Genomic DNA, 20,333 nt, shown 5'->3' on the forward strand with positions numbered 1-20,333 from the left:
GGATTTTATGCTAAGCATGTCAGCATAAGGTTAATATTTACTGGGTTGTAAGGATACCTAAATCGCTTGTCATCTCGAACGAGGCACGAGGAGAGATCTTATACGTGGGGTGTGTCAATTGTATAAGATCTCTCCCTCCGGTCGAGATGACATCAAGAGTGAAACCGTTAACGTGATTGATAACCCGCCACAATACGCAGCGCTTCATCCAGCCTCTTCAATCCTAAATTATGCTGCAATTGTTCCCTGTGAACCTGGGCATATTGCAGGCGGTTATCCATATTGGCCAGGCTAAGCTTCCCTGTCCAGATGAGATCATGAAATTCCCTGAAGTCGGGCACGGCCATATCCGGGTCGATGGGCTTATCGGGTGTTTTGCCCACTATCGTAAAAACAACAAAGTAAAACAGGTGAAGTATCTGGCGCATCAGGAAAAAGCGGGCATGCTGATATTCGGTAGCTTCTTCACCAAAGTAGGCTTCCAGGTAAATCTTTTCATCAACCTCGTTCTTTACTAAAAAGTTCGCCATAATGGACAGGTCCAGATAGCGGTCGTTCAAAAAGGCGGCTTCCCAGTCAACCAGCCAAACCCGTTCCCCGTCAAACAGGGTATTTTCGGGTTTAAGGTCGTTATGGCAACCCACCATGTCTTCGGCATTTTGGGGATAGATGTTTTTAACTTGAGTATAAAAATCAAAAAGCTTCGCGGTTATATCCCCAGGCATCAGTTTATCGGCGCGGAATTTTTCAATAAATTCCCCAATTTTATCCAGGTAATTGATGCGGAAAGGGAAAGGCGGTGACGAATGCAAGCGTTTAAGCAGTTGGGGTAATTTTGTTTTGGCCTCCTCCATCGGGAAAGGTTTGGCTTCTATGAAATCAATAATAGCGACCCTGTCCTCTATATTCGCATACCAAACCTTTGGGGCTATGTCCGCATCGGCAGCTGCTTTCATGCAGTTATACTCCAGCGTGGGATCGGCCATGGCATCGGTACGGGTAATGATCCGGAGCAGATAGGGTTTACCCTGAACGATGATCCGGAAAACAAGGGCCGTCGATAGTCCGGCGGTGAGTTCATGGATCTCATCCAGGGTATTGGTGCCAAAGGCTGCCAGCAAAGCATGGTCAACAGCAGTTTTTTTGCTTTCAGGAATCATAAAAAATAGACTTTAAAATATTGATGATGAGCCAAATATATTTATGGTTTTTTACTTTCGGGAACTTTTAAAAGTATATTTTTTGCGGCGTACTTTTTGGCATATATTTACGTTTACCCTGTATATGCGCCTTATTATAAGGGGCTAATCCGTTACGTATTCCCGATCGTCCGGCACTCATGTGTGTGAATTATATAGCATTCACTTTCAACCAGCCGGTTATGCTCATCCTGGGTTTGTTGGTACATAATACTTCATGCTCCAGTTCGTCGCTTTTAAAGAAAACGCTTTTCCTGTTTTCGGGAGATATATGCTGCAATTGATCGGCATGATGAATACATAGTTCACCCCCGTCAGCCTGCAGCCAGTCTGGGTTTAGGTAGATGATCATAGAGTACTTTCTATCGTCGTTATTCCTGAACTGATCCAAATGCTTTTTGTAGAAACTGCCAGTATCATATAGCGTATAATGAAACTCATAGCCTGTTATGCCGGTATAGCAGGTACTGTTTAAGTGACTTACAAAGCTATCCATCAAATCAAAAAAGGCGTTTTCGTGCCGGTCGTTATGTTTACGATCGAGCCAGTAAATGCTATCGCCTCTTACAGACAGATTGTGCGTAACCAGTTTATCGTTGCCGGTTCCTGCCGCCAGGAGCAGCTTTTTGTGGTACAGGGCAACCAGGTTGCCTTTCAGATCGGCAGCAAGCGCCACGCTTAAAAAATGATCGGCTATGCCTACATGATTATCTATAAAGCTATCAATGAGTTCATCAAATATTTTTTGCAATGTGCTATAATTTAGCAGAGGTGAGGGTAACGGTATTTGGTGAAGGTAGCTTTAATTTTCAAACACCGTGTTTTCACCGATTGCAGCGCTAAAATATTAACTACATCTTAGGGGTATTATTTAAATAAATGAATTGTCGACTCAATGTCTAAACCTATTTTAAAAAAAGCACATCTGCTATTACTTACAGCCGTATGTTTAGTTGCTATTATAATCAACAGTTGTAAAAAAGATTCACGAACCGAACAGCAAAATACCCTATCCAATCCGGCTATCGCTCAGGCTAAAAGCTGGTACGAAAACGCTTACCCGGTAAGTAATAAACAAACCTCACAAGCTACAACTACAGGTGCCGACCTGAGCCAGCTTATCAAGCCTGACTGGCAGCATACATCTAGTTATAAGCGTGGCGATCAACCGGTATTGGAGATACCTATTGATCCATCAGCTAAGTTCGCACCGTCCCTGAAAAACAATGGTACCGGTAGTATTGTTTATTCCAAAGATAATAGCCGCAGTTCGTTCCTGTTATTACAGGATGGGCAACAGTACAATGCCTATATCATGACCGTTATTGCTGATCCGGCTTACCTTAAAAATGATCTGACCAAGCTAGATCATAACAAATACAATAAACGCGATACGGATTTCAGCGGCGTGGTTTTATACAGTACGCCCAAAGGAACTTTTGTAAGCGGCTGGTTTTACAAAAACGGTAAAATTATCCATTCCCTGCAACCTAATAACACTGCAAAAAGTAGCGATCAAACAGTGCAAAGCCTACACCCTGAGTTAGCCCAGGTAAATTGTACAGACTGGTATCAATATTCGGAAGTTGATGGTACTGTAGTAGATGTAAAATACCTCGGTCCGACGTGCGATTACTCTGGTGGCGGTGGCGATAATAGTGGTAATGGAGGTGCTCCGAGCGGAAGCGGCGGAGGAGGCAGCGCCGGTTCTACACCATCGAAGCCAACGCCTCCACCATGTACAGGTACTAATTCCAGCACATTAAAAGTGCAATCAACGGACGGGAATTTGGTTGTTTACAAAAATGTGGTACAACCCCCGCCAGGTGATGGGGACGGAACTTTCCCTCCGCCGACAACGCCTCCTCCACCGCCGCCACCACCTGCATCTACCCCATGTACGGTAACGATACCTGCACCAACCATTTTAGACAGTCTAACGTCCAAATATCCTTGTACCAAGGCACTGATTGCGGCTTTGCCAAATTTGAATACCAATATTGCCAGGCTTCTTTACCAGGCGTTTGATTCGAAAAATAGTACTGATATTACTTTTCTGGCCGGTGACCCTGCTGATTTTACAGGAACCGATTCGAAAGAAGATGGGCATACCATCGGGTATAAGATTTATATAAACCCTTTTGTCCTTTCAAATTCAAGTAACGAGTACAGACTGGTAACCCTATATCATGAAGCGCTTCATGCCTTTTTAAACCTGGAAATGGAGCAATTAAAAGAGGCAGGCTTCGCCGCCAAATACCCTGAGATTAAAGTAACATCACACTCTAATCTTTCCGGCAACATTAAAAACATCTTTGATTATACATTCGATGAAGGGACAACGGTGAGCGTTGTAGACAAAGACCCGCAACACAGAACTATGGCGGAATATTTCACAGATAATCTTAGGGATGCTATATTAGCATACAATCCCAGTTTTCCTGTTGACCGGGCGACTGCACTCGCAAGATGCGGGATATTTAATGATACAAGTATCATAGCGGCGAATAACGCGGAACGGGACGTAACAACTGGCAATTCCGTTGGCCATAAATGCACTCCGTAATTTTAATTTAAATCATGAAAAGATATATCATTTTATTTGCAGCACTCATATTAGTCTCGATTAAAGTAAATGCTCAAACCAAACTAAAGCTATATGGTGGCAAAAACCATGACCAATTTCTCGGCTGTATTGAGTGTTCAACTGAAGACCTGAATTCTATATGGTGCAACTTTGGTGAATACGGCTCCGTGCATAAAGCCAATTCTATTTGGAATGAGTTAGGAAAATATGGGAGCTATAAAAGCGACTATTCCCCATTTAATAAAAAAGCAAAATATCCTCCGCTCGTATTGGACGAAAAAGGTAAATCATATGGATTCATGACAATAAACAAAAGTAATCCTAAAAGGTCCTGGGATTCTTTTGTTAATCAAATAACGGAGCAAAGAGATGAAATTGTAAAAGATATACCTGCCTACCACGACCGGGTTTTTCATGATTTTCATAATTAAATGTCGTGGCTGTAGATTTTTGGCTAAGCCAGATTGCATGTAAACGAGACCTAATTATGAAATCACTGGTTATATTATTAATTGTTTTCACTTCAATTAGTACAAAAGCACAGTTAAAAATTTACGGTGGCAAAAATCACGACCAGTTTTTGGGCTGCATGAGCTGTGATACCGAAGATTCAAATTCGATTTGGAGTTCTTATAGTGACTATGGTTCTATGCACAATGCTAATTCTATATGGAATCCGGATGGTAAATACGGCAGCAAGACAAGTGACTTTTCTCCTTTTAATAAAAGGGCTAAATATCCCCCTGTCATATTGGATAGAAGTGGAAAATCCCATGGTTATATCACGATAAATGAGAAGTTTCCTAATAGGGCTCCAAAGGGAGGAATGGCTGACAATATTTGTAAATGGCGGGACGACATCATAGAAGATATACCCGGTTATTATAACAGGCTTTATCGACCCAAGAATTAGATTCAGCCTGTGGTCGGTTTTATCACTTTACCAACGCTCCCGCGAGATTAACGGAGTGTATCTCATGGGTTGCATGGTTGAAGCCTGTGGCCTCTGTTCAGCTGAAAGCTAGTGGGAGTGATTCACTAACCCACCAACAAAAAAGGCCTGCTTTCCATCTGGGAAAGCAGGCCTCGGGGTGCTCCGTAATGTATTCTTTAATTAATTAAAACTCAATTAATTAAAATTCAGCAATGGTGAAGGCGGGGTCATGGCGAAATAATCGTCGTACCCGTACTTCTTGGGTTGCTGGATAATTGCTTTCATGGCAATAAGCTTGTAAACATATGAACCGGTTTCGCGGTTCAGGCTCATGCGGAAGTAATTATCTTCATTTTGTTTGTTAATAGCTCTTTCCAGCTTAACAGAACCGTTGTTGTAGGCGGCTGCGGCCAGTGTCCAGTTATTAAATTCACCGTATAGTTCTTTGATATACTTGCAGGCTGCAATGGTTGATTTACGCAGGTTGTTGCGCTCGTCGACCCCATGGCCCACTTTAAGCCCGTAAGTACGCGCGGTGCCAGGCATAAACTGCCATAAGCCACGTGCTCCCTTGGGTGAAGTGCCTTCGCAAAGGCCCGACTCCACCAGCGGGATGTACTTAAAATCATCGGGGATACCATAAAGCCTCAAAAGCGGTTCAATAATAGGGAACCATTTTTCGGCTTTGCGATGCAGAATAGTCGACTGAACGGTTTTGAAATTATGCTGTTTAAGCGATACTTTCAATTTCCGTGTCACCCGTGCATCGTTTACAGGTAAAGCTTCGTTTGCAAAATTGTATGCATTTGCATTGCTTTTTATAAAAATAAATTTCGAGTTCCGATGGCTAATATCCCCAGTGCTCACAACCTTTTCATTGATGGTTGTGCTGAAAATATTGAGCTTTGAAATGAGAACCAGCACTAGCATTACGGAGCACGTAAATAAGTGTTTTTTGATCATTTCTTTCTTTATCATTAACTATACATTTGGTTAAAATGTGCTGCAAAGGTATGCTATACAGGGCACATAATCAAATACTTAGCAAAATGCTAAAGATTTTAGCGGCGGTTTTTGGTTCAAAAACGGGCTTTAAAACTGTTTAAACCGGGTTTTTGAACCGCTTAAAATTTTTGCTTTTTTTGATTAAAAATTGCCAAAAAAGCGTATCTTTGACCCTCACGCTGCGAAAGCGCAAAACAAAAAAATATGGTATTTAAGAGACCAACAGGCAGTCGCGACGACAAGCCAAAAAGAACAACAGGCCGGAGCTCAAAAAGCGACGAAAAACCCAAAAGACCTGCAACCGCAAAAGGCAAAGCAACGCCAAACGGAGAGAAAAAAAAATTCACCAAACCAGAACCAAAACCCTTTCAGAGCAACCGGTTTAGCGACGACAAGCCTAAAAGCAATTTCAGGGATGGCGCTTCATCATCTGGCGAAAGAAAATCTGGCGGAAGATCAAAGCCTTATTCAGGTCGCCCAACCGGCGATAGCTCATCATCGGGCGATAAAAAATCATTTACACCCCGCAACAAGCCATACTCTGGCAGGCCAACTGGTGGCGATGAGGAAAGACCGAAAAGAAGTTTCGGTCCAAACTCAGGAGGAGAAAGAAAACCTTACTCAGGTCGCCCATCATCTGGTGAGGACGAAAGACCAAAAAGAAGCTTTGGCGGCAGCGCAGCTGGCGACAAAAAACCATACTCATCCCCACGTACCCGCTCAGCTGCAGGTGCCGAAGGTAAACCCAAAAGAAATTTTAGCGAAGGCGGCGATCGTAAGTTTGGCAACAGGCCAACCGAAGGCGGCGACCGTAAGTTTGGCAATAAGCCAACTGAGGGCGGCTTTAAAAAACGCGATGACGCATCGTTTAAGGACAAACCTTATCGTGATAAACCATCACGTGATCAGGATGCCCCTACCAGAACCATGCGTGGCCGTAAAAATGCCGGGGAGCCAAAAGCAAAGGACGATGGCCTTATCCGCCTCAACCGTTATATTTCAAACGCGGGTATCTGCTCACGCCGTAAGGCCGATGAGCTCATCATTGCCGGTGTGGTTTCTGTAAACGGTGTGGTGGTTGACGAATTGGGTGCCAAGGTTGACCCTCAAAAGGACGATATCAAATACAACGGCGAAACCCTCCGCCGCGAAAAAATGGTTTATGTACTATTGAATAAACCAAAAGACTATATCACTACTACCGAAGATCCGCAGGAACGCCGTACCGTAATGCACCTGGTTGAAAAAGCAACCAAGGAGCGTATTTACCCTATCGGTCGTTTAGACCGAAATACCACAGGTTTGTTGTTAATGACTAACGATGGTGACCTAGCCGACAAGTTGTCGCATCCACGTAGTAATATCAGCAAGTTGTACCAGGTGGAGTTGAGCAAACCTTTAATCCAGGGCGATTTAAACAAAATAGGCTTTGGTATTGAACTGGAAGACGGTGTAATAAAACCCGATGCGGTATCGTACGTAGCTGGTGGCACAAAAAGAGAAGTAGGCATACAGATACACAGCGGTAAAAACCGGGTGGTACGCCGTATTTTTGAAAGCCTGGGTTACGAGGTAGTAAAACTTGACCGGGTGGTTTATGCCAACCTCACCAAGAAAGACCTGCCCCGCGGCAAATGGCGTTTCCTTGACGAAAAAGAAATTATCCAGCTGAAACATCTGATCAAATAAGAGGTGCAGATGTGCGGAACTATGATTTTTGGACTATAGGACTTTTGGGACATTGTGACGGAAGGACTATAAGATTTTTTATCCTATAGTCTCAAAATCCCAAAATCAAGATTTAGAAACAAAAACAGGGCTATTTTTAGCCCTGTTTTTGTTTAATATACTTAATGCCAATAAGTTAATACTTTTTAAACTTTTCAAAACCCATCAAAAATTTGTTAAAAAGTGTTAAAATAGAGGGTTATGAATCAATTTTGAAGGGTTTTTGAGGCTGTTTTCATCGTTTTTTGATCAGGAAAGTGTTAAAATAATAGGTTTAAAAAGTTTTTATTTCAGGATTGATGTCCCTTGGGCGGGAAAGCTGTTTTTTTAGCAATTTTATTAACTTGCGCTTCGTAACCCAATTTCATCTCTCATGAAAAAAATCGTATTGTTCGTTGTCCTATTGTTGCCTTTGCTCACGCAGGCGCAAAGCAAGCAAAGCAAAAAAAAAGGCCCCTCAACTTATGACCTCGTTATTGGCACCTATACTACAGGTACCAGCAAGGGTATATCTGTTTACCGTTTTTATGCTGAAAATGGCAGGCTGGCCTATCTGAGTCAGATCGATAATGTGGTCAATCCATCCTATGTAACCGTAAGTGCCGATAATAAGTTTATCTATGCTGTAAATGAATTACCTAAAGGCGAAGTAAGCTCTTTTTCATTTGAGGCTAAAACGGGGAAAATGCAGTTTATCAACAAACAATCATCCCTCGGTGCCGATCCTTGCTACATTGCAGTGGATAAGGCCCGTAAGAATGCTTTTATTGCCAACTATTCCAGCGGACAGGTTACAGTAATGCCTATCAACAAAGATGGCTCATTGGCCAACGGTACTCAAACGGTAACAAGTGAGGGTTTGGGTCCCAATAAAGAGCGCCAGGAAAAGCCCCATGCCCACATGAGCATCTTATCTCCGGATGAGAAATACCTGTTATATAATGACCTGGGTACCGATAAAGTAAATGTATTCCGTTTCCGTTCAGGTAAAAGCTCACCTTTAACCGATCCGACATCGGTTAGTGTGACACCTGGCGATGGTCCGCGACACCTGGAGTTTTCGGCCGATAAAAAACACGCCTACCTGATCACTGAAATGGGCTCAAACGTGCATGTGTTTGATTATGATAACGGTAAGCTTAATCAAAAACAAACCATAACCTTGCTTCCGGAAGGCTTTAAAGGTCAAACGGCTGGTGCTGCTATCCATATATCTCCCAATGGCAAGTTTCTGTATGCATCCAATCGTTTAGAAACCAACGAGGTTATTGTGTACGCTATTAACCAGGAAACCGGCGAACTTACTTTTGTACAGCGCCAATCATCTATGGGTAAAAACCCGCGCGATTTTGCTATTGACCCAACCGGTAAATTCCTGCTGGTAGCCAATCAAAACAGCGACAGCATATTTGTTTTCCGGATTGATCAAACCACTGGCCGTATATCGCCAACCGGCTTTAAGCTGGAAATTGGTAACCCTGTATGTTTGAAGTTTGTACCAGCGGAGTAAGCTAAAGGTTTAAAGCAGAAAGCTGTAAAAAATAAAAAGCTCAAAGCTGTAAAGAAGTTCTTTTTAGCTTTGAGCTTTTTACTTTAGGCTTTTAGCCATTGAGCGTATTAATTGCTTTTTGTAAACGAGTAAATGATATATCCGGTACCGCCGCTACCAATGGCAACTGGTGATTTTAGGGTCATGGTTGAACCATCATTGCCGGCTATATCTAAACGATAACCTTCAGCTACGTTTTTGGCTTTGTCGCCCTGGTACAATTTTTTAAACTGAAATTGTGTGCCTGTGCTGCCACCATTATAAACCGACCAGAATATAGTTTGCGAAGTACCGTTCGATAAAGTATACACACCATTGCCGCTATTGGTTAGTTTCCAGGTGCTGCCGGCAAATGCTTCGGGAGGTGCCTGATCAAATACATTTTGAACAGCATTTTGAACCAGGCCATCATAACTTACGTTGTTTAACGTCCAGGTACCCACAAATTTGCCGCGCGATACATTACTGGAGACTGTATTTTTCTGTCCCGAGCAAGCTGATAAAACAAGAATAACGGATAAGATTGCGATTGAGGTTTGAAATATCTTTTTCATGATTGGGGTTATTTTATGGCATAAGAGCATAAATCTTGCCAAACATAGCTAAACTCAACAGTTTTTTGGTTTGAGCTTTTTTTGTATTTCGTTTAATCGCTTATTAATGGCTTCTGCTATCTGATCTGCTTCTTTAATGCGGGTAAGACTATTGGTAAATTGCTGATCATTGTTTTTGGAAAATACAGCGCGGCTTAAATGTAATACGGTTTTCATGGTTGCTCCTAAGGGTTGGTTATACGAACATTTAAACGGAATGTTACGCTTAGGTTAACCGAAAACAATTATTCTTGATTTAGCTTAGCGTACTTAAAAAATCGATGAGTTTATCCATGGCTTTGGCGCGATGGCTTATCCTGTTCTTTTCTTCCAGGCTGATCTCGGCAAAGGTGACATTATAGCCGTCGGGCTCAAATATGGGGTTGTAGCCAAACGGATCATTGCCACTCGGTTCTGTGCGGATGCTGCCTTCAATGGTTCCATCAAAAAAATGTTCTTCCCCGTTCCATATCAATGATATTACGGTACGGAAACGTGCTTTGCGGTTAGTTTCGCCGGCTAAATTTTCCAATACTTTATTAATGTTTGCCATTTGGTTACCATGGCCGCCGGCATAGCGTGCCGAGTAAACGCCGGGCTCGCCGTTTAAGGCATCTATCTCCAGGCCACTATCGTCGCCAAAACAGTTCAGTTTATATTTCTGGTAGATGTAATGGCTTTTTATAGATGCGTTTTCGCGGAAGGTGGTACCAGTTTCTTCAATATCATCAATACAGCCAATATCATCCAGGCTTAATAGCTCAAATTGGCCTTTTATTTTGGCCGATACTTCTTCCAGTTTGTGGCGGTTATTGGTTGCAAATACTAATTGCTGCATTTCTTTGATTAATGGATAAAAAGACAAAAGATTTTTAGACAAAAGACTAAGGACTAAATATTTCAGACTTATAAAGCTTTCATCAGCTCCCAGAAAATTTTCTTGTTGTCGACACTATCCATCATCTCATCAAAACTGAAACTGTACAGCGCCGTGCGGGAACCTGATGTTTTTGGTGTGTTTAGGGCAAGAGCAGTCATGCCTTGTGGTATGGCTGCCTGGCCTAACAACAACAGTTTTACAGGTTTAAAAAAAGCGGCCAATTGAGCAATTGTGGTGGTGCTGTACTTAGCCATATTGAGTATAACAACATCATCAAGTTCAAACTCCTTGCGTTTTAATATGTTTTGCAGGGCAGCCAAATGAGCATCGGCAATAAACTCCTGGTGGGGATAGTGAACCAGAATTAAAAAGTTTTTTAAATTTTTACCCAGATAATTAAAAGCAGGCTCCGGCGTTTTTGTCTCAGGCTTAGCTTCTTGAGGTACAATTTCAATAGGCTGCGTTTTTATTTCAGGTTCGGATCTTTCAATGATGGGTGGAGGTGTTTCTCTTTCTTCGTAAAAAGCTTTATCTGTATTTAAGAGATAAAGTTCATCCTGTAAGATAAAACGCAGGGCAACCGGGTTTTCAACTTTCACTTTAACAAATTTTAACCAAAAGTAGTTAAACGGTTTCAAGCTTTATAGCCATATTAGCACAATTATAGGTAGTTATATGTAATTGCCATTTTTTGTTCAGTCATAATTAATAAATTTTACCGAAATTCGAAGTTTTTAACGGACTATTGATCCGTATTATTTAGAGTATAAGTGCATTACATGAGAAAGTTAGGGATATTCATTTTAAGTTTTGTTTTGATCATATCAGTTGCCCACGCGCAAACCAAAGTTGATTCAACTGCAAAAAAAACAGCAAAGGCCGATTCAACAGTGGTGCCATCGGGCCCAAAGCATACTTTAGATAAAATTGCCGCCATTGTAGGTAACGCCCCCATATTACAATCAGATATTGAACTATCATACGCTCAATTTCTTGTTCAGGGTAACCAGCCAGATCCTGGCGTAAAATGCCGTATCCTGCAATCCTTATTAACTCAAAAGCTATTGGCGCAACAGGCTGCAATTGATAGTATTGAGGTAAAAGAAGACGAGGTTGATAACAATGTCGACCGTCGTATGCGCGAAATGACCCAAAGAGCCGGCGGACAGGAAAAGCTGGAAGCGTTCCTTGGTAAATCTGTTATTCAGTATAAAGACGAGATTCGTCCCGACTTGAAAGAGCAAATGGTTGCGCAGAAAATGCAGCAGCACATTACCGAGAAATTGAACGTAACCCCGCAGGATGTTAAAACCTACTACGATAAGATCCCGAAGGATAGTTTACCTTCCTTTAATAAAGAAGTAGAAGTTGGCGAGATTGTATTTCAGCCGAAACTGAATAAAGAAGAAAAGGAACTGTATAGAGAAAAAGCAGAAGAACTGCGCCAGCGTATAAAAAAAGGTGAAGATTTTGGAACCCTTGCCCGTTTATACTCTCAGGATCCGGGATCGGCACCTGATGGTGGCGACTTAGGCTTTGCCGATCGTACTACCTTTGTAAAGGAATTTACAGCGAATGCCTTCAGACTCAAGGCAGGTGAAATATCACCGGTGTTTGAAACCGATTTCGGCTTTCACTTTTTGCAGGTGATTGAGCGCAGGGGCGAACAGGTGCATGTTCGGCATATATTAATAGCGCCGGTTATTACCCAGGCCAGTTTAGAAAGAGCGAAAGTAAAGGCCGATAGTATCTATACGCTGATGATGACCAATAAAAAGATCGACTTTTCTAGCGCCGCTGCTTATTATTCTGATAATAAGGATACCAAATACAATGGCGGTATGATGCTGAATGCCGAAAACGTTCAAAACCGTACCACCTTTATCCCTACGGATAAACTTGATCCGAAGGTGGCCCTTACGGTTGATACCATGAAAATTGGCAGTATATCAAAACCAGATGTGTTTACTGGTGCCGATGGCAAAAAAACATATAAGATATTATACCTTAAATCGGCAACAAATGCGCATAAAGCCAATCTGGAGCAGGATTTTCCTAAACTAAAGGATATGGCTTTTGATGATAAAACCAACCGTGCAGTAACTCAATGGTTTGAAAAACGCAGAAAAGAAACTTTTATTAGGATCGATCAGCAATATCAATCCTGCGACATATTGAAAAAATGGATCACCCCGCCAACAACTACCGCGCAAGCTAAATAAAACTAACATTATGCAACACCGATCTGACGTGGAAGCTGCCGATGCTTTAAGGCAGGCATATCAGCAAATACGCTCCGAAATAGGTAAAGTTATCATCGGGCAGGATGAAGTGGTAAAATTTGTTCTGGTGTCCATCTTCAGCAACGGCCATTGTTTGCTGGTTGGGGTACCCGGCCTTGCCAAAACCCTACTGGTACAAACTATTGCCAGGGTGCTTGATCTTGATTTTAAACGCATACAATTTACACCCGATCTGATGCCATCAGACATCATTGGGTCTGAAATACTGGGAGAAGACCGGAATTTTAAGTTTATACCCGGTCCGGTTTTCTCCAACATTATCCTCGCCGACGAAATTAACCGTACACCACCAAAAACTCAGGCCGCCCTGTTAGAGGCCATGCAGGAGAAATCGGTTACTGCTGCCGGTATTACCCACAAGCTTGCCCAGCCATTTTTTGTGCTGGCCACGCAAAACCCTATTGAGCAGGAAGGTACTTATCCGCTGCCTGAGGCACAGCTTGACCGCTTTATGTTTAGTGTAGCGCTAAACTACCCCTCTTTTCAGGAAGAGCTGCAGGTGGTTAAAAATACCACGAGTACGGTACAAACAGAGGTTAATAAGATACTGAACGCTTCCCAGATCACTTATTTTCAACAGCTGGTACGTAATATACCGGTTACCGATCATGTGCTGGAGTATGCCGTTAAATTGGTATCCAAAACCCGGCCTAATGGCGAGTTTGCAACCCCACAGATCAATCGTTTACTAAGCTGGGGTGCTGGGCCAAGGGCATCGCAATTCCTCATTCTGGGCGCTAAATGCCACGCAGTGATCAATGGTAAGTATTCGCCCGATATTGAGGATGTACAAGCCATCGCCAAGCCTATTTTAAGCCACCGTATTGTACGCAGCTATCATGCCGAAGCCGAAGGGCTATCGGCAGCTGATATTATTCAGCAACTGTTTTAAACCGTATTTCCGGAGTCATGCCGAACTTGTTTCGGCATCCCATATGAAGTTTGTACAACAAGCAGGCTAACTTTTCTTGTGGGGTCCTGAAACAAGTTCAGGATGACATAGTAATATAAACAAAAAGGCAATGTATTATTATACATTGCCTTTTTGTTTATCGAATGGGCTCTCCTTATTCGTTTTCAATTGCAGAGAATACTTCCAGCAGGATATCCCATTTTTTTGTTTGATCCAGTTCCCAAATACGCACGTAGTTGTAATTACTAACCACATTGCCTTTAGTTATACGGGCATGGCCATAGGTATAAGCCAAATCGTTACTGGCAGCACGGCCACCGTCTGTAGTTTCGGCGGTGATGCTGATGGCTTGGTTGTTAATGAATTTCATAATCACATCCGGACCTGTCATTGGATCGAAACCTGGGAAATAATAACGGGCCTCGGGGCTTAAAAACTCCTTGTAGCTAGCCAATGCCGATATGGTTAAGGAGTGATTAAATATCTTATCGGTATTTACAATGATGCTTTTTGCTGTAAAAGGATCTTTGCTTGGCGCTGAGCGGGTTGCTGCAGGCTCTTTAAAATCTGTTACCTCTTCTTGTTCAGGTTCGGGGTGCTGTATGCCCAGGTCTATCAGTAGCTTTAGTTTACCTTCCGAATCAGAACGCCAAACAGAAACGTAGTCGCCAAAAACTTTGTCGTCATCGCTTTTGCCATTGGTATAGATATAAGGACCGGCAGTAAAGGCTAAATCGCCATTTGCTGATATGCGGCCAAATTTAGGTATCCAGCTCAGTTTGCCTGCTTGTTTGTCAATATTAGAGTAAAAATCAGTTATCTTAACGGCATTAGGCTTGAAAACAATGCCTTCCGGATCTGCAAAGGCTAAAAAGCCGTCTTTTATGCCTTTACGCTCTACTAGTTTATTAAAAGCTTCTTCGGCACTAACTACCCTATTTACTTGTGCGGGAGCAGTTTGCGCTAGGGCAAATGCACTGTAACCAATAAATGTAGCAGCTAATATTATTTTCTTCATGGTCATATTAGATTTTGGGGCAATTTAACAATAAATTTTAAGTGGGGAATGTAATTTGAATTAAGGTGATAAGCAAATAACCCTGCAGCATGGCAGTTAAATAAACTCATATCTGAAACGAAGGGGTTTATATTTAATTGTAACTGAGCGGAGTTAATCATGCAAAAATTGATACCTAACGGCAAATATTAACTAAATGCGTTGAATTAAAAACTAATTAACCTCATAGCGCTGATTATGTTTTGATTAAAAAAAGCATTATGCTCATATTTATAAAAAATTACGTTATAATGAACAAATTTATCACCTGTTTTACGGCTCTGGTATTAGCTTGCTTAACCGCCCATGCTCAGGTTATACACGATGTGCAGGGTAACCCTTACATGGAACAATCCTATACCGAGGTGGAGGGCAACCCATTGCTGATTAATAGTTGGGTTGAAGGAGCCATTGACTTTGTTAATGGAAAAACAGTAACTAGCAAGGTGAAATATGATCTGGTAAAGGATGCGCTGTTATTTCAGAATAAAAGTGATACCACAGCACTGTACTTTGTTGAGCCGGTGAAGGCATTTAAATTGAATAGCCCGGTTGGTGAAGAAAGTGATATTCTTCTGCCTATATTCAATAGCGGATATCCTGCTATCGACAGCCAGACACCGGCTTCGTTTTACCAGGTAATTGCCGGTGGCAAAACACAGTTATTAAAGCATTACAGAAAAGTGATACGTACCGATCAGGCTTTTAACTCGGCTACTGCAACCAAAACATTTGTACTGACTGATATTTACTATCTTTTTGCCAATAACCAGATTAGCAGGATAAAACCCAATCAAAAAAGCATCCTAACTGCCCTGAGCGATAAAACAGAACAACTAAAAGCCTATATGAAAAGTAATGCCGTTGATTATAAAAGTGATGTATCTTTGGCTAAACTGTTCAACTATTATAATTCACTTTAATAGCTCAGGACTTACTCCAGTGCGTACCGTCTTTACTGTCCTTTAGCTGAAACCCTATTCTGGCCAAGCCATCGCGTATTTTATCAGATATGGCATAATCTTTATTGGTCTTAGCCTCGCTTCTGAGCTCAACTATCAGGTTTAATACATTGGGCAAATCGTCATTAGCTGCCTGTTCATCTTTTAATCCTAATACATCCAATACAAAAGTGTTCATCAGGGTTTTAAGGATCTGCAAATTGGCTTCATCTATCTTCATTTTGCGATCATGCACTGAGTTAATAATGCGCGATGCCTCAAACAGCTCAGCAATAAGTACGGGGCTATTAAAATCATCGTTCATGGCCGCGTAGCAACGGTGTAACAGGGGCTCTATCTCAATTTCGGTGGCATTGCTAGTCTTTAACCCGTTAAGCAGGGCAAAAGCGTTCATTAGGCGTTTAAAGCCTTTTTCAGATGCCTCCATAGCCTCGTTACCAAAGTCAAGCGTACTGCGGTAATGGGCCTGCAGCATAAAAAACCTTACGGTCATGGGGCTGTAGCCTTTATTCAGTATAGAGTTATTGCCGGTAAAAAGCTCATGCGGCAAAAAGCTGTTGCCTAATGATTTTGACATTTTTTGACCGTTCACGGTAAGCATATTGGTATGTACCCAATAATTGGCAGGGTTTACACCGCAGCAAGCCTCGTGCTGGGCAATTTCATTGGTATGGTGAGTAGGTACCAGGTCAAGTCCGCCGCCGTGTATATCAAACTGATTACCCAGGTATTTCTGGCTCATGGCCGAGCATTCCAGGTGCCAGCCCGGGAAGCCTACGCTCCAGGGCGATGGCCATTTCATCAGGTGCTCGGGTTTGGCTTTTATCCACAGGGCAAAATCAAGTTTGCCATGTTTTTCTTCCTGACCGCCGAGGGTACGGGTATTGTTTAACAGATCATCCAGGTTACGGCCGCTCAGTACGCCGTAGTTTTTGGTTTTGTTGTATTTCTCCACATCAAAATACACCGTACCATCAACCTCATAGGCATATCCTTTTTCCAGTATCTGTTTCACCATTTCTATCTGTTCAATAATATGGCCGGTAGCGGTAGGTTCAATACTGGGTGGTAATGTATTCAATATTTGCATTACGTCATGAAAACCAACGGTGTACTTTTGTACAATTTCCATTGGTTCCAGCTGCGCTATTTTTGCTTTTTTTGATATTTTGTCTTCTCCTTCATCGCCGGCATCACCTTCCAGGTGACCGGCATCGGTCACATTACGAACATAGCGAACCTTGTATCCTATTTGGGTAAGGTACCTGAAGATAAGATCAAAAGATATATAGGTACGGCAGTTGCCCAGGTGCACATCACTGTAAACAGTAGGGCCACATACGTACATGCCCACATGGGGCGGATTAAGCGGTTTAAATTTTTCCTTTTTACGGGTTAAAGTATTGTAAACAAACAAATTTTGTTGCATGAGCGCAAACTTACGATTTTTTCAATTTCATGTTAACTAATAGAGCCAAGAGATTAGAGTCAGGAATCAAGATTTAAGGCAATACCAGGATTATTTTACATGCTCTTGATTCTTGACGCTAACATCTTACCTCTTTCTCTAATTAAACAGGGAGGTTGAATTTAAACATGAGGGCTAAAACAGGTTAAAAAAGTGGGTTTACACAATTTATGAAAAAAACAATTAAAAATTTCATATTTATTTGATAATCAAATATTTGAAATAATGTTAACCCTAAAAAGTGTAAACCATGTAAACCCACTTTTTAACCAAAACGGGTATCTTGATAGGGCTTACAGTTTTTACCTCGTTGTCCGAAATCAGAGACTTCGAACTATTATGTTAGTAGTCTTTAGACTACATAAAGCACTTAGTTTTTCTTGATTCCTGGCTCTTATTTCTTGGTTCTTTTTCAATTGAGCACTACATCACTGCGTAGTGGATAATGGTCGGATAGTTTTTTTTCGATGATTTTGTAGGTGGCAACGTCGAATTGCGGACTGGCCATAATATAGTCGATCTGATAGTTCGGAAAATCGCCATTGTAGGTGCGCCCAAAGCCCGATCCTTTTTGACGGAATGCGTTTTTTAACCCTTTAGCCATCTGATTAACGGCAAAAGAGGTAGGCGTATCATTAAAATCGCCGGAAATAAGGTAGGGGTATGGACATTTGGCTGCATGCTCTTTAATCTTAAAAACCTGTTCGCTTCTTTTTTCAAACGCTATCTTCAGTTTTCCTCCCAAACGTTTGGTTGATTGCATATCCGTTTTGCCTTTTTTGGATACACTGTCCAGATATTTATAGTCCTCCGGATCAAAGCGGATGGATTGCAAGTGGACGCTATAAAAACGAAAGATCTTCTCGCCCTTTTTTACATCAACAAATAAGCATTGGTTCTCGGAGTGTGCTTCTGTAAGGCGGATTAGTCCTTTGTCTACTATCGGAAACCTGGAAAATATAGCCATACCAATGGCTTCGGTATTATTAAAGTTAAAAGGCTCGAAATAAAAGTTGCTGGCTCCGATAATCCTGATGAGGGAATCGCGCATTTCATACTGGCCTTTGTTTTTGGTATAAAACTCCTGGAAGCCAATAATATCGGGTTGCTGCTGGCTTATAAGGGTCAGTATCTGATGTTTAGTGGAGATATCGTTTGAGGCTCCGTATCGTTTAAAATTATGAACGTTATAGGTCATTACCCTGATAGCGTTGTCTGCTGCAGGTTTTTCAGTCTCGGCCCCGCTTAATCTGAACCCAATATTGTTGAACAAAACATTGTAGCCTAATAAAATGGTGACCAGCGATAACAGGAACTGCCACCGGCGGCGTAACAGCCAATAAGCAAGCATGATCAAGTTAAAGATAAGTAGTACAGGATAGGCCAGCCCAAAAAAAGCAAAGATCCAAACCTTTCGGGGATCAACGTGGGGAGCTAAATAGCTGATCAGTAAAGCAACGCATAACAACAGATTTATCCATAAAAGTATTTTACCTATAAAGCTCTGTTTGCGTTTAACTTTCATTATTGCTTGCGCGAAATAAGATTTCTTTTTCCTGCTTGGTCAGGCTGTCATAGCCCGATTGTGATATTTTATCTAATATACGGTCAATTTCATCCTGGCGGGGATACTCGGGGCTATTTTTATTGGAGTTTTTGGCCACCACTTTTAATTTAGGCCTGGCTTTAAATAAATTGCCGATACTGCCAATCCAATCGTGTCCCTTTTGTAATTGTTTAACATAAACAAAGCCCAGTAACGCACCGCCCAGGTGAGCTATTTCGCCACCCGCATTGGGTCCAACAACACCCAGGAAATCAATCACCAGGATAACCAATACCAGCCATTTTAACTTTACCGGCCCAAACAGGATCAATGATATGGTATAATTAGGCAGCAGCGTAGCAGTAGCCACTACAATGGCCATAACACTGGCAGAGGCCCCCACAATCAAGGCAGAGTCGGCAGCGTGCAGACGGGTAAAAGCCGGTAATAAATTATAGGCCAGAAGATAAAATAACGCGCCGGCAAGGCCACCCATAATGTACAGGCCAATGGTGCGCTTATTGCCCAGGTACTCTTCAAATATCTGCCCCATCCAATAAAGCCAGAGCATATTGAACAAGATGTGCAAAACACCATCATGCATAAACATGTAAGTGATGGGGGTCCAGAAATGGGTGAGTAATGCCTGAAAAGAGGCTGGCATACGCAGGTACTCTACCGAGAACAATAAGATGTTGCTGTTACCGAAACCCGTAAAAAATAATTGCTCCAGGATAGCCGAAACATTGATAATCAAAAAAACGGCTACATTAATGCCGATAAGCAGGTTAAGCTTATTGCCCGACCGCAGCATTTTGTACTGAATATTTTGCCAAAGGGTACTCATAAAATATACTTCCGTTTATTGGATAACTACCGTTATTAATAAAAATTGTTTGGTCTTTGTAAACGCCAGTATTTTACCATGATATAACCGATTAACGCGCCGCCCAAATGTGCGAAATGCGCTACCGAATCGCCCGAAAATTGTTTTACCCCCAAAAATAACTCAATCACTACATATACCGGTATAATATATTTTGCTTTAATAGGTACCGGGATAAACATGATCATCAATTCCATGTTTGGGAAAAGCATGCCAAAAGCAATTAATAATCCAAATATGGCACCTGATGCACCAACTATCGGGACATAATATATTTCTGCTAATTTTTGGCCCTGGTCTCCATATGCGGCAAAAGATTCTGGCAAGCCGGGATGACTGATAGTAAATGCACCCGTTATAGCATGCACCTCGTAAGCCTGAACCAATGTTTGCAACACAATAGCCCCAACACCACAAATAAAATAAAAGTTAAGGAATCTTTTTGATCCCATAGAATACTCCACTATAGGGCCAAAAGAGAACAGTGCAAACATGTTAAAAAATATGTGCGCGAATCCTCCATGCATAAACATGTAGGTTATAACTTCCCATAATCTGAAATTGGGTGAGTTGAAATAATATACAGGTAAATATTTAAACACATCTGGGATGAATTTTTCCAGCGTGAGGGAACCTATAAAAAATATGATATTAATGATGAGCAGGTTTTTTACAACCGGAGGGATATTGGCAAATGGTGATTGACTGTTCATAGTATAAATA

The 20,333-nt window shown here is 41.8% G+C and carries 20 protein-coding genes; 8 read left to right on the forward strand and 12 right to left on the reverse strand.

Going from position 1 to position 20,333, the window contains the following annotated elements; translation table 11 throughout:
• Positions 1–167 precede the first annotated feature (167 nt).
• Together BW976_RS06275 and BW976_RS06280 are read right to left on the reverse strand one after the other, a co-directional pair.
• On the reverse strand, positions 168–1,160 hold the full coding sequence (locus tag BW976_RS06275; RefSeq protein ID WP_076371505.1) for a phosphotransferase: 993 nt from the start codon (positions 1,158–1,160) through the stop codon (positions 168–170).
• Positions 1,161–1,350: 190 nt separating this feature from the next.
• A complete protein-coding gene (locus BW976_RS06280) occupies positions 1,351–1,950 on the reverse strand; it encodes a 2OG-Fe(II) oxygenase (RefSeq protein WP_076371507.1) in 600 nt (199 codons plus the stop codon).
• A gap of 144 nt (positions 1,951–2,094) precedes the next feature.
• Here BW976_RS06280 and BW976_RS06285 point away from each other — a divergent pair, with 144 nt between their 5' ends.
• From BW976_RS06285 to BW976_RS06295, 3 genes are read left to right on the forward strand one after another with little or no spacing between them, the layout of a single operon-like run.
• Entirely contained in the window at positions 2,095–3,765 is a 1,671-nt protein-coding gene (locus BW976_RS06285) for a hypothetical protein (RefSeq protein WP_076371509.1), read from the forward strand.
• 14 nt (positions 3,766–3,779) lie between these two features.
• Positions 3,780–4,217 carry a hypothetical protein gene (locus BW976_RS06290; RefSeq protein ID WP_076371511.1) on the forward strand — a complete coding sequence of 146 codons (438 nt, stop codon included), beginning with the start codon at positions 3,780–3,782 and terminating at the stop codon, positions 4,215–4,217.
• Between the two features lie 56 nt (positions 4,218–4,273).
• Entirely contained in the window at positions 4,274–4,699 is a 426-nt protein-coding gene (locus BW976_RS06295) for a hypothetical protein (RefSeq protein ID WP_076371513.1), read from the forward strand.
• Positions 4,700–4,915: 216 nt separating this feature from the next.
• Here BW976_RS06295 and BW976_RS06300 read toward each other — a convergent pair whose 3' ends face one another.
• Positions 4,916–5,698, reverse strand: coding sequence for a lytic transglycosylase domain-containing protein (locus BW976_RS06300; RefSeq protein WP_245834647.1), 783 nt, complete (start codon positions 5,696–5,698; stop codon positions 4,916–4,918).
• Positions 5,699–5,929: 231 nt separating this feature from the next.
• On the opposite strand from BW976_RS06300, the gene BW976_RS06305 reads away from it, so the two are divergent.
• Complete coding sequence (locus BW976_RS06305) at positions 5,930–7,414, forward strand: pseudouridine synthase (protein ID WP_076371515.1); 1,485 nt, start codon at positions 5,930–5,932, stop codon at positions 7,412–7,414.
• 412 nt (positions 7,415–7,826) lie between these two features.
• Complete coding sequence (locus BW976_RS06310) at positions 7,827–8,963, forward strand: lactonase family protein (RefSeq protein WP_076371517.1); 1,137 nt, start codon at positions 7,827–7,829, stop codon at positions 8,961–8,963.
• 107 nt (positions 8,964–9,070) lie between these two features.
• Here BW976_RS06310 and BW976_RS06315 read toward each other — a convergent pair whose 3' ends face one another.
• The 4 genes from BW976_RS06315 to BW976_RS06325 all read right to left on the reverse strand — a co-directional run bounded on the left by BW976_RS06315 (position 9,071) and on the right by BW976_RS06325 (position 11,074).
• On the reverse strand, positions 9,071–9,556 hold the full coding sequence (locus tag BW976_RS06315) for a hypothetical protein (protein WP_076371519.1): 486 nt from the start codon (positions 9,554–9,556) through the stop codon (positions 9,071–9,073).
• Positions 9,557–9,610: 54 nt separating this feature from the next.
• Positions 9,611–9,772 carry a hypothetical protein gene (locus BW976_RS29255; protein WP_175614054.1) on the reverse strand — a complete coding sequence of 54 codons (162 nt, stop codon included), beginning with the start codon at positions 9,770–9,772 and terminating at the stop codon, positions 9,611–9,613.
• Between the two features lie 79 nt (positions 9,773–9,851).
• Positions 9,852–10,433 carry a non-canonical purine NTP diphosphatase gene (locus BW976_RS06320; protein WP_076371521.1) on the reverse strand — a complete coding sequence of 194 codons (582 nt, stop codon included), beginning with the start codon at positions 10,431–10,433 and terminating at the stop codon, positions 9,852–9,854.
• Positions 10,434–10,501: 68 nt separating this feature from the next.
• Entirely contained in the window at positions 10,502–11,074 is a 573-nt protein-coding gene (locus tag BW976_RS06325) for a hypothetical protein (protein ID WP_139332215.1), read from the reverse strand.
• 180 nt (positions 11,075–11,254) lie between these two features.
• On the opposite strand from BW976_RS06325, the gene BW976_RS06330 reads away from it, so the two are divergent.
• Together BW976_RS06330 and BW976_RS06335 are read left to right on the forward strand one after the other, a co-directional pair.
• A complete protein-coding gene (locus BW976_RS06330) occupies positions 11,255–12,697 on the forward strand; it encodes a peptidylprolyl isomerase (protein WP_076371525.1) in 1,443 nt (480 codons plus the stop codon).
• Between the two features lie 10 nt (positions 12,698–12,707).
• Entirely contained in the window at positions 12,708–13,670 is a 963-nt protein-coding gene (locus tag BW976_RS06335) for an AAA family ATPase (RefSeq protein ID WP_076371527.1), read from the forward strand.
• Between the two features lie 175 nt (positions 13,671–13,845).
• Here BW976_RS06335 and BW976_RS06340 read toward each other — a convergent pair whose 3' ends face one another.
• Entirely contained in the window at positions 13,846–14,709 is an 864-nt protein-coding gene (locus BW976_RS06340) for a hypothetical protein (RefSeq protein WP_139332216.1), read from the reverse strand.
• Positions 14,710–14,999: 290 nt separating this feature from the next.
• On the opposite strand from BW976_RS06340, the gene BW976_RS06345 reads away from it, so the two are divergent.
• Entirely contained in the window at positions 15,000–15,671 is a 672-nt protein-coding gene (locus tag BW976_RS06345) for a hypothetical protein (protein ID WP_139332217.1), read from the forward strand.
• 4 nt (positions 15,672–15,675) lie between these two features.
• Here the strand turns inward: BW976_RS06345 and cysS are convergent, their stop codons facing one another.
• The 4 genes from cysS to BW976_RS06365 form a co-directional block, all read right to left on the reverse strand.
• A complete protein-coding gene (gene cysS / locus BW976_RS06350) occupies positions 15,676–17,139 on the reverse strand; it encodes a cysteine--tRNA ligase (RefSeq protein ID WP_076371533.1) in 1,464 nt (487 codons plus the stop codon).
• A gap of 451 nt (positions 17,140–17,590) precedes the next feature.
• A complete protein-coding gene (locus tag BW976_RS06355) occupies positions 17,591–18,703 on the reverse strand; it encodes an endonuclease/exonuclease/phosphatase family protein (RefSeq protein WP_076371535.1) in 1,113 nt (370 codons plus the stop codon).
• Positions 18,693–19,571: a rhomboid family protein gene (locus tag BW976_RS06360; RefSeq protein ID WP_076371537.1), complete on the reverse strand. Its 879-nt coding sequence runs from the start codon at positions 19,569–19,571 to the stop codon at positions 18,693–18,695. Before BW976_RS06360 ends, BW976_RS06355 begins: the two co-directional genes overlap by 11 nt.
• 35 nt (positions 19,572–19,606) lie before the next feature.
• On the reverse strand, positions 19,607–20,323 hold the full coding sequence (locus BW976_RS06365; protein WP_076371539.1) for a rhomboid family intramembrane serine protease: 717 nt from the start codon (positions 20,321–20,323) through the stop codon (positions 19,607–19,609).
• Positions 20,324–20,333: the final 10 nt, after the last annotated feature.

Origin of the sequence: Mucilaginibacter lappiensis (assembly GCF_900155965.1) — a bacterium.
GTDB lineage: Bacteria > Bacteroidota > Bacteroidia > Sphingobacteriales > Sphingobacteriaceae > Mucilaginibacter > Mucilaginibacter lappiensis.

Coding starts and splice junctions, on each gene's coding strand:
- BW976_RS06310 (WP_076371517.1), top strand. CDS start 7,827: ATGAAAAAAATCGTATTGTTCGTTGTCCTATTGTTGCCTTTGCTCACG.
- BW976_RS06290 (WP_076371511.1), top strand. CDS start 3,780: ATGAAAAGATATATCATTTTATTTGCAGCACTCATATTAGTCTCGATT.
- BW976_RS06305 (WP_076371515.1), top strand. CDS start 5,930: ATGGTATTTAAGAGACCAACAGGCAGTCGCGACGACAAGCCAAAAAGA.
- cysS (WP_076371533.1), bottom strand. CDS start 17,139: ATGCAACAAAATTTGTTTGTTTACAATACTTTAACCCGTAAAAAGGAA.
- BW976_RS06315 (WP_076371519.1), bottom strand. CDS start 9,556: ATGAAAAAGATATTTCAAACCTCAATCGCAATCTTATCCGTTATTCTT.
- BW976_RS06345 (WP_139332217.1), top strand. CDS start 15,000: ATGAACAAATTTATCACCTGTTTTACGGCTCTGGTATTAGCTTGCTTA.
- BW976_RS29255 (WP_175614054.1), bottom strand. CDS start 9,772: ATGAAAACCGTATTACATTTAAGCCGCGCTGTATTTTCCAAAAACAAT.
- BW976_RS06360 (WP_076371537.1), bottom strand. CDS start 19,571: ATGAGTACCCTTTGGCAAAATATTCAGTACAAAATGCTGCGGTCGGGC.
- BW976_RS06365 (WP_076371539.1), bottom strand. CDS start 20,323: ATGAACAGTCAATCACCATTTGCCAATATCCCTCCGGTTGTAAAAAAC.
- BW976_RS06330 (WP_076371525.1), top strand. CDS start 11,255: ATGAGAAAGTTAGGGATATTCATTTTAAGTTTTGTTTTGATCATATCA.
- BW976_RS06320 (WP_076371521.1), bottom strand. CDS start 10,433: ATGCAGCAATTAGTATTTGCAACCAATAACCGCCACAAACTGGAAGAA.
- BW976_RS06340 (WP_139332216.1), bottom strand. CDS start 14,709: ATGAAGAAAATAATATTAGCTGCTACATTTATTGGTTACAGTGCATTT.
- BW976_RS06300 (WP_245834647.1), bottom strand. CDS start 5,698: ATGATAAAGAAAGAAATGATCAAAAAACACTTATTTACGTGCTCCGTA.
- BW976_RS06285 (WP_076371509.1), top strand. CDS start 2,095: ATGTCTAAACCTATTTTAAAAAAAGCACATCTGCTATTACTTACAGCC.
- BW976_RS06295 (WP_076371513.1), top strand. CDS start 4,274: ATGAAATCACTGGTTATATTATTAATTGTTTTCACTTCAATTAGTACA.
- BW976_RS06275 (WP_076371505.1), bottom strand. CDS start 1,160: ATGATTCCTGAAAGCAAAAAAACTGCTGTTGACCATGCTTTGCTGGCA.
- BW976_RS06355 (WP_076371535.1), bottom strand. CDS start 18,703: ATGAAAGTTAAACGCAAACAGAGCTTTATAGGTAAAATACTTTTATGG.
- BW976_RS06335 (WP_076371527.1), top strand. CDS start 12,708: ATGCAACACCGATCTGACGTGGAAGCTGCCGATGCTTTAAGGCAGGCA.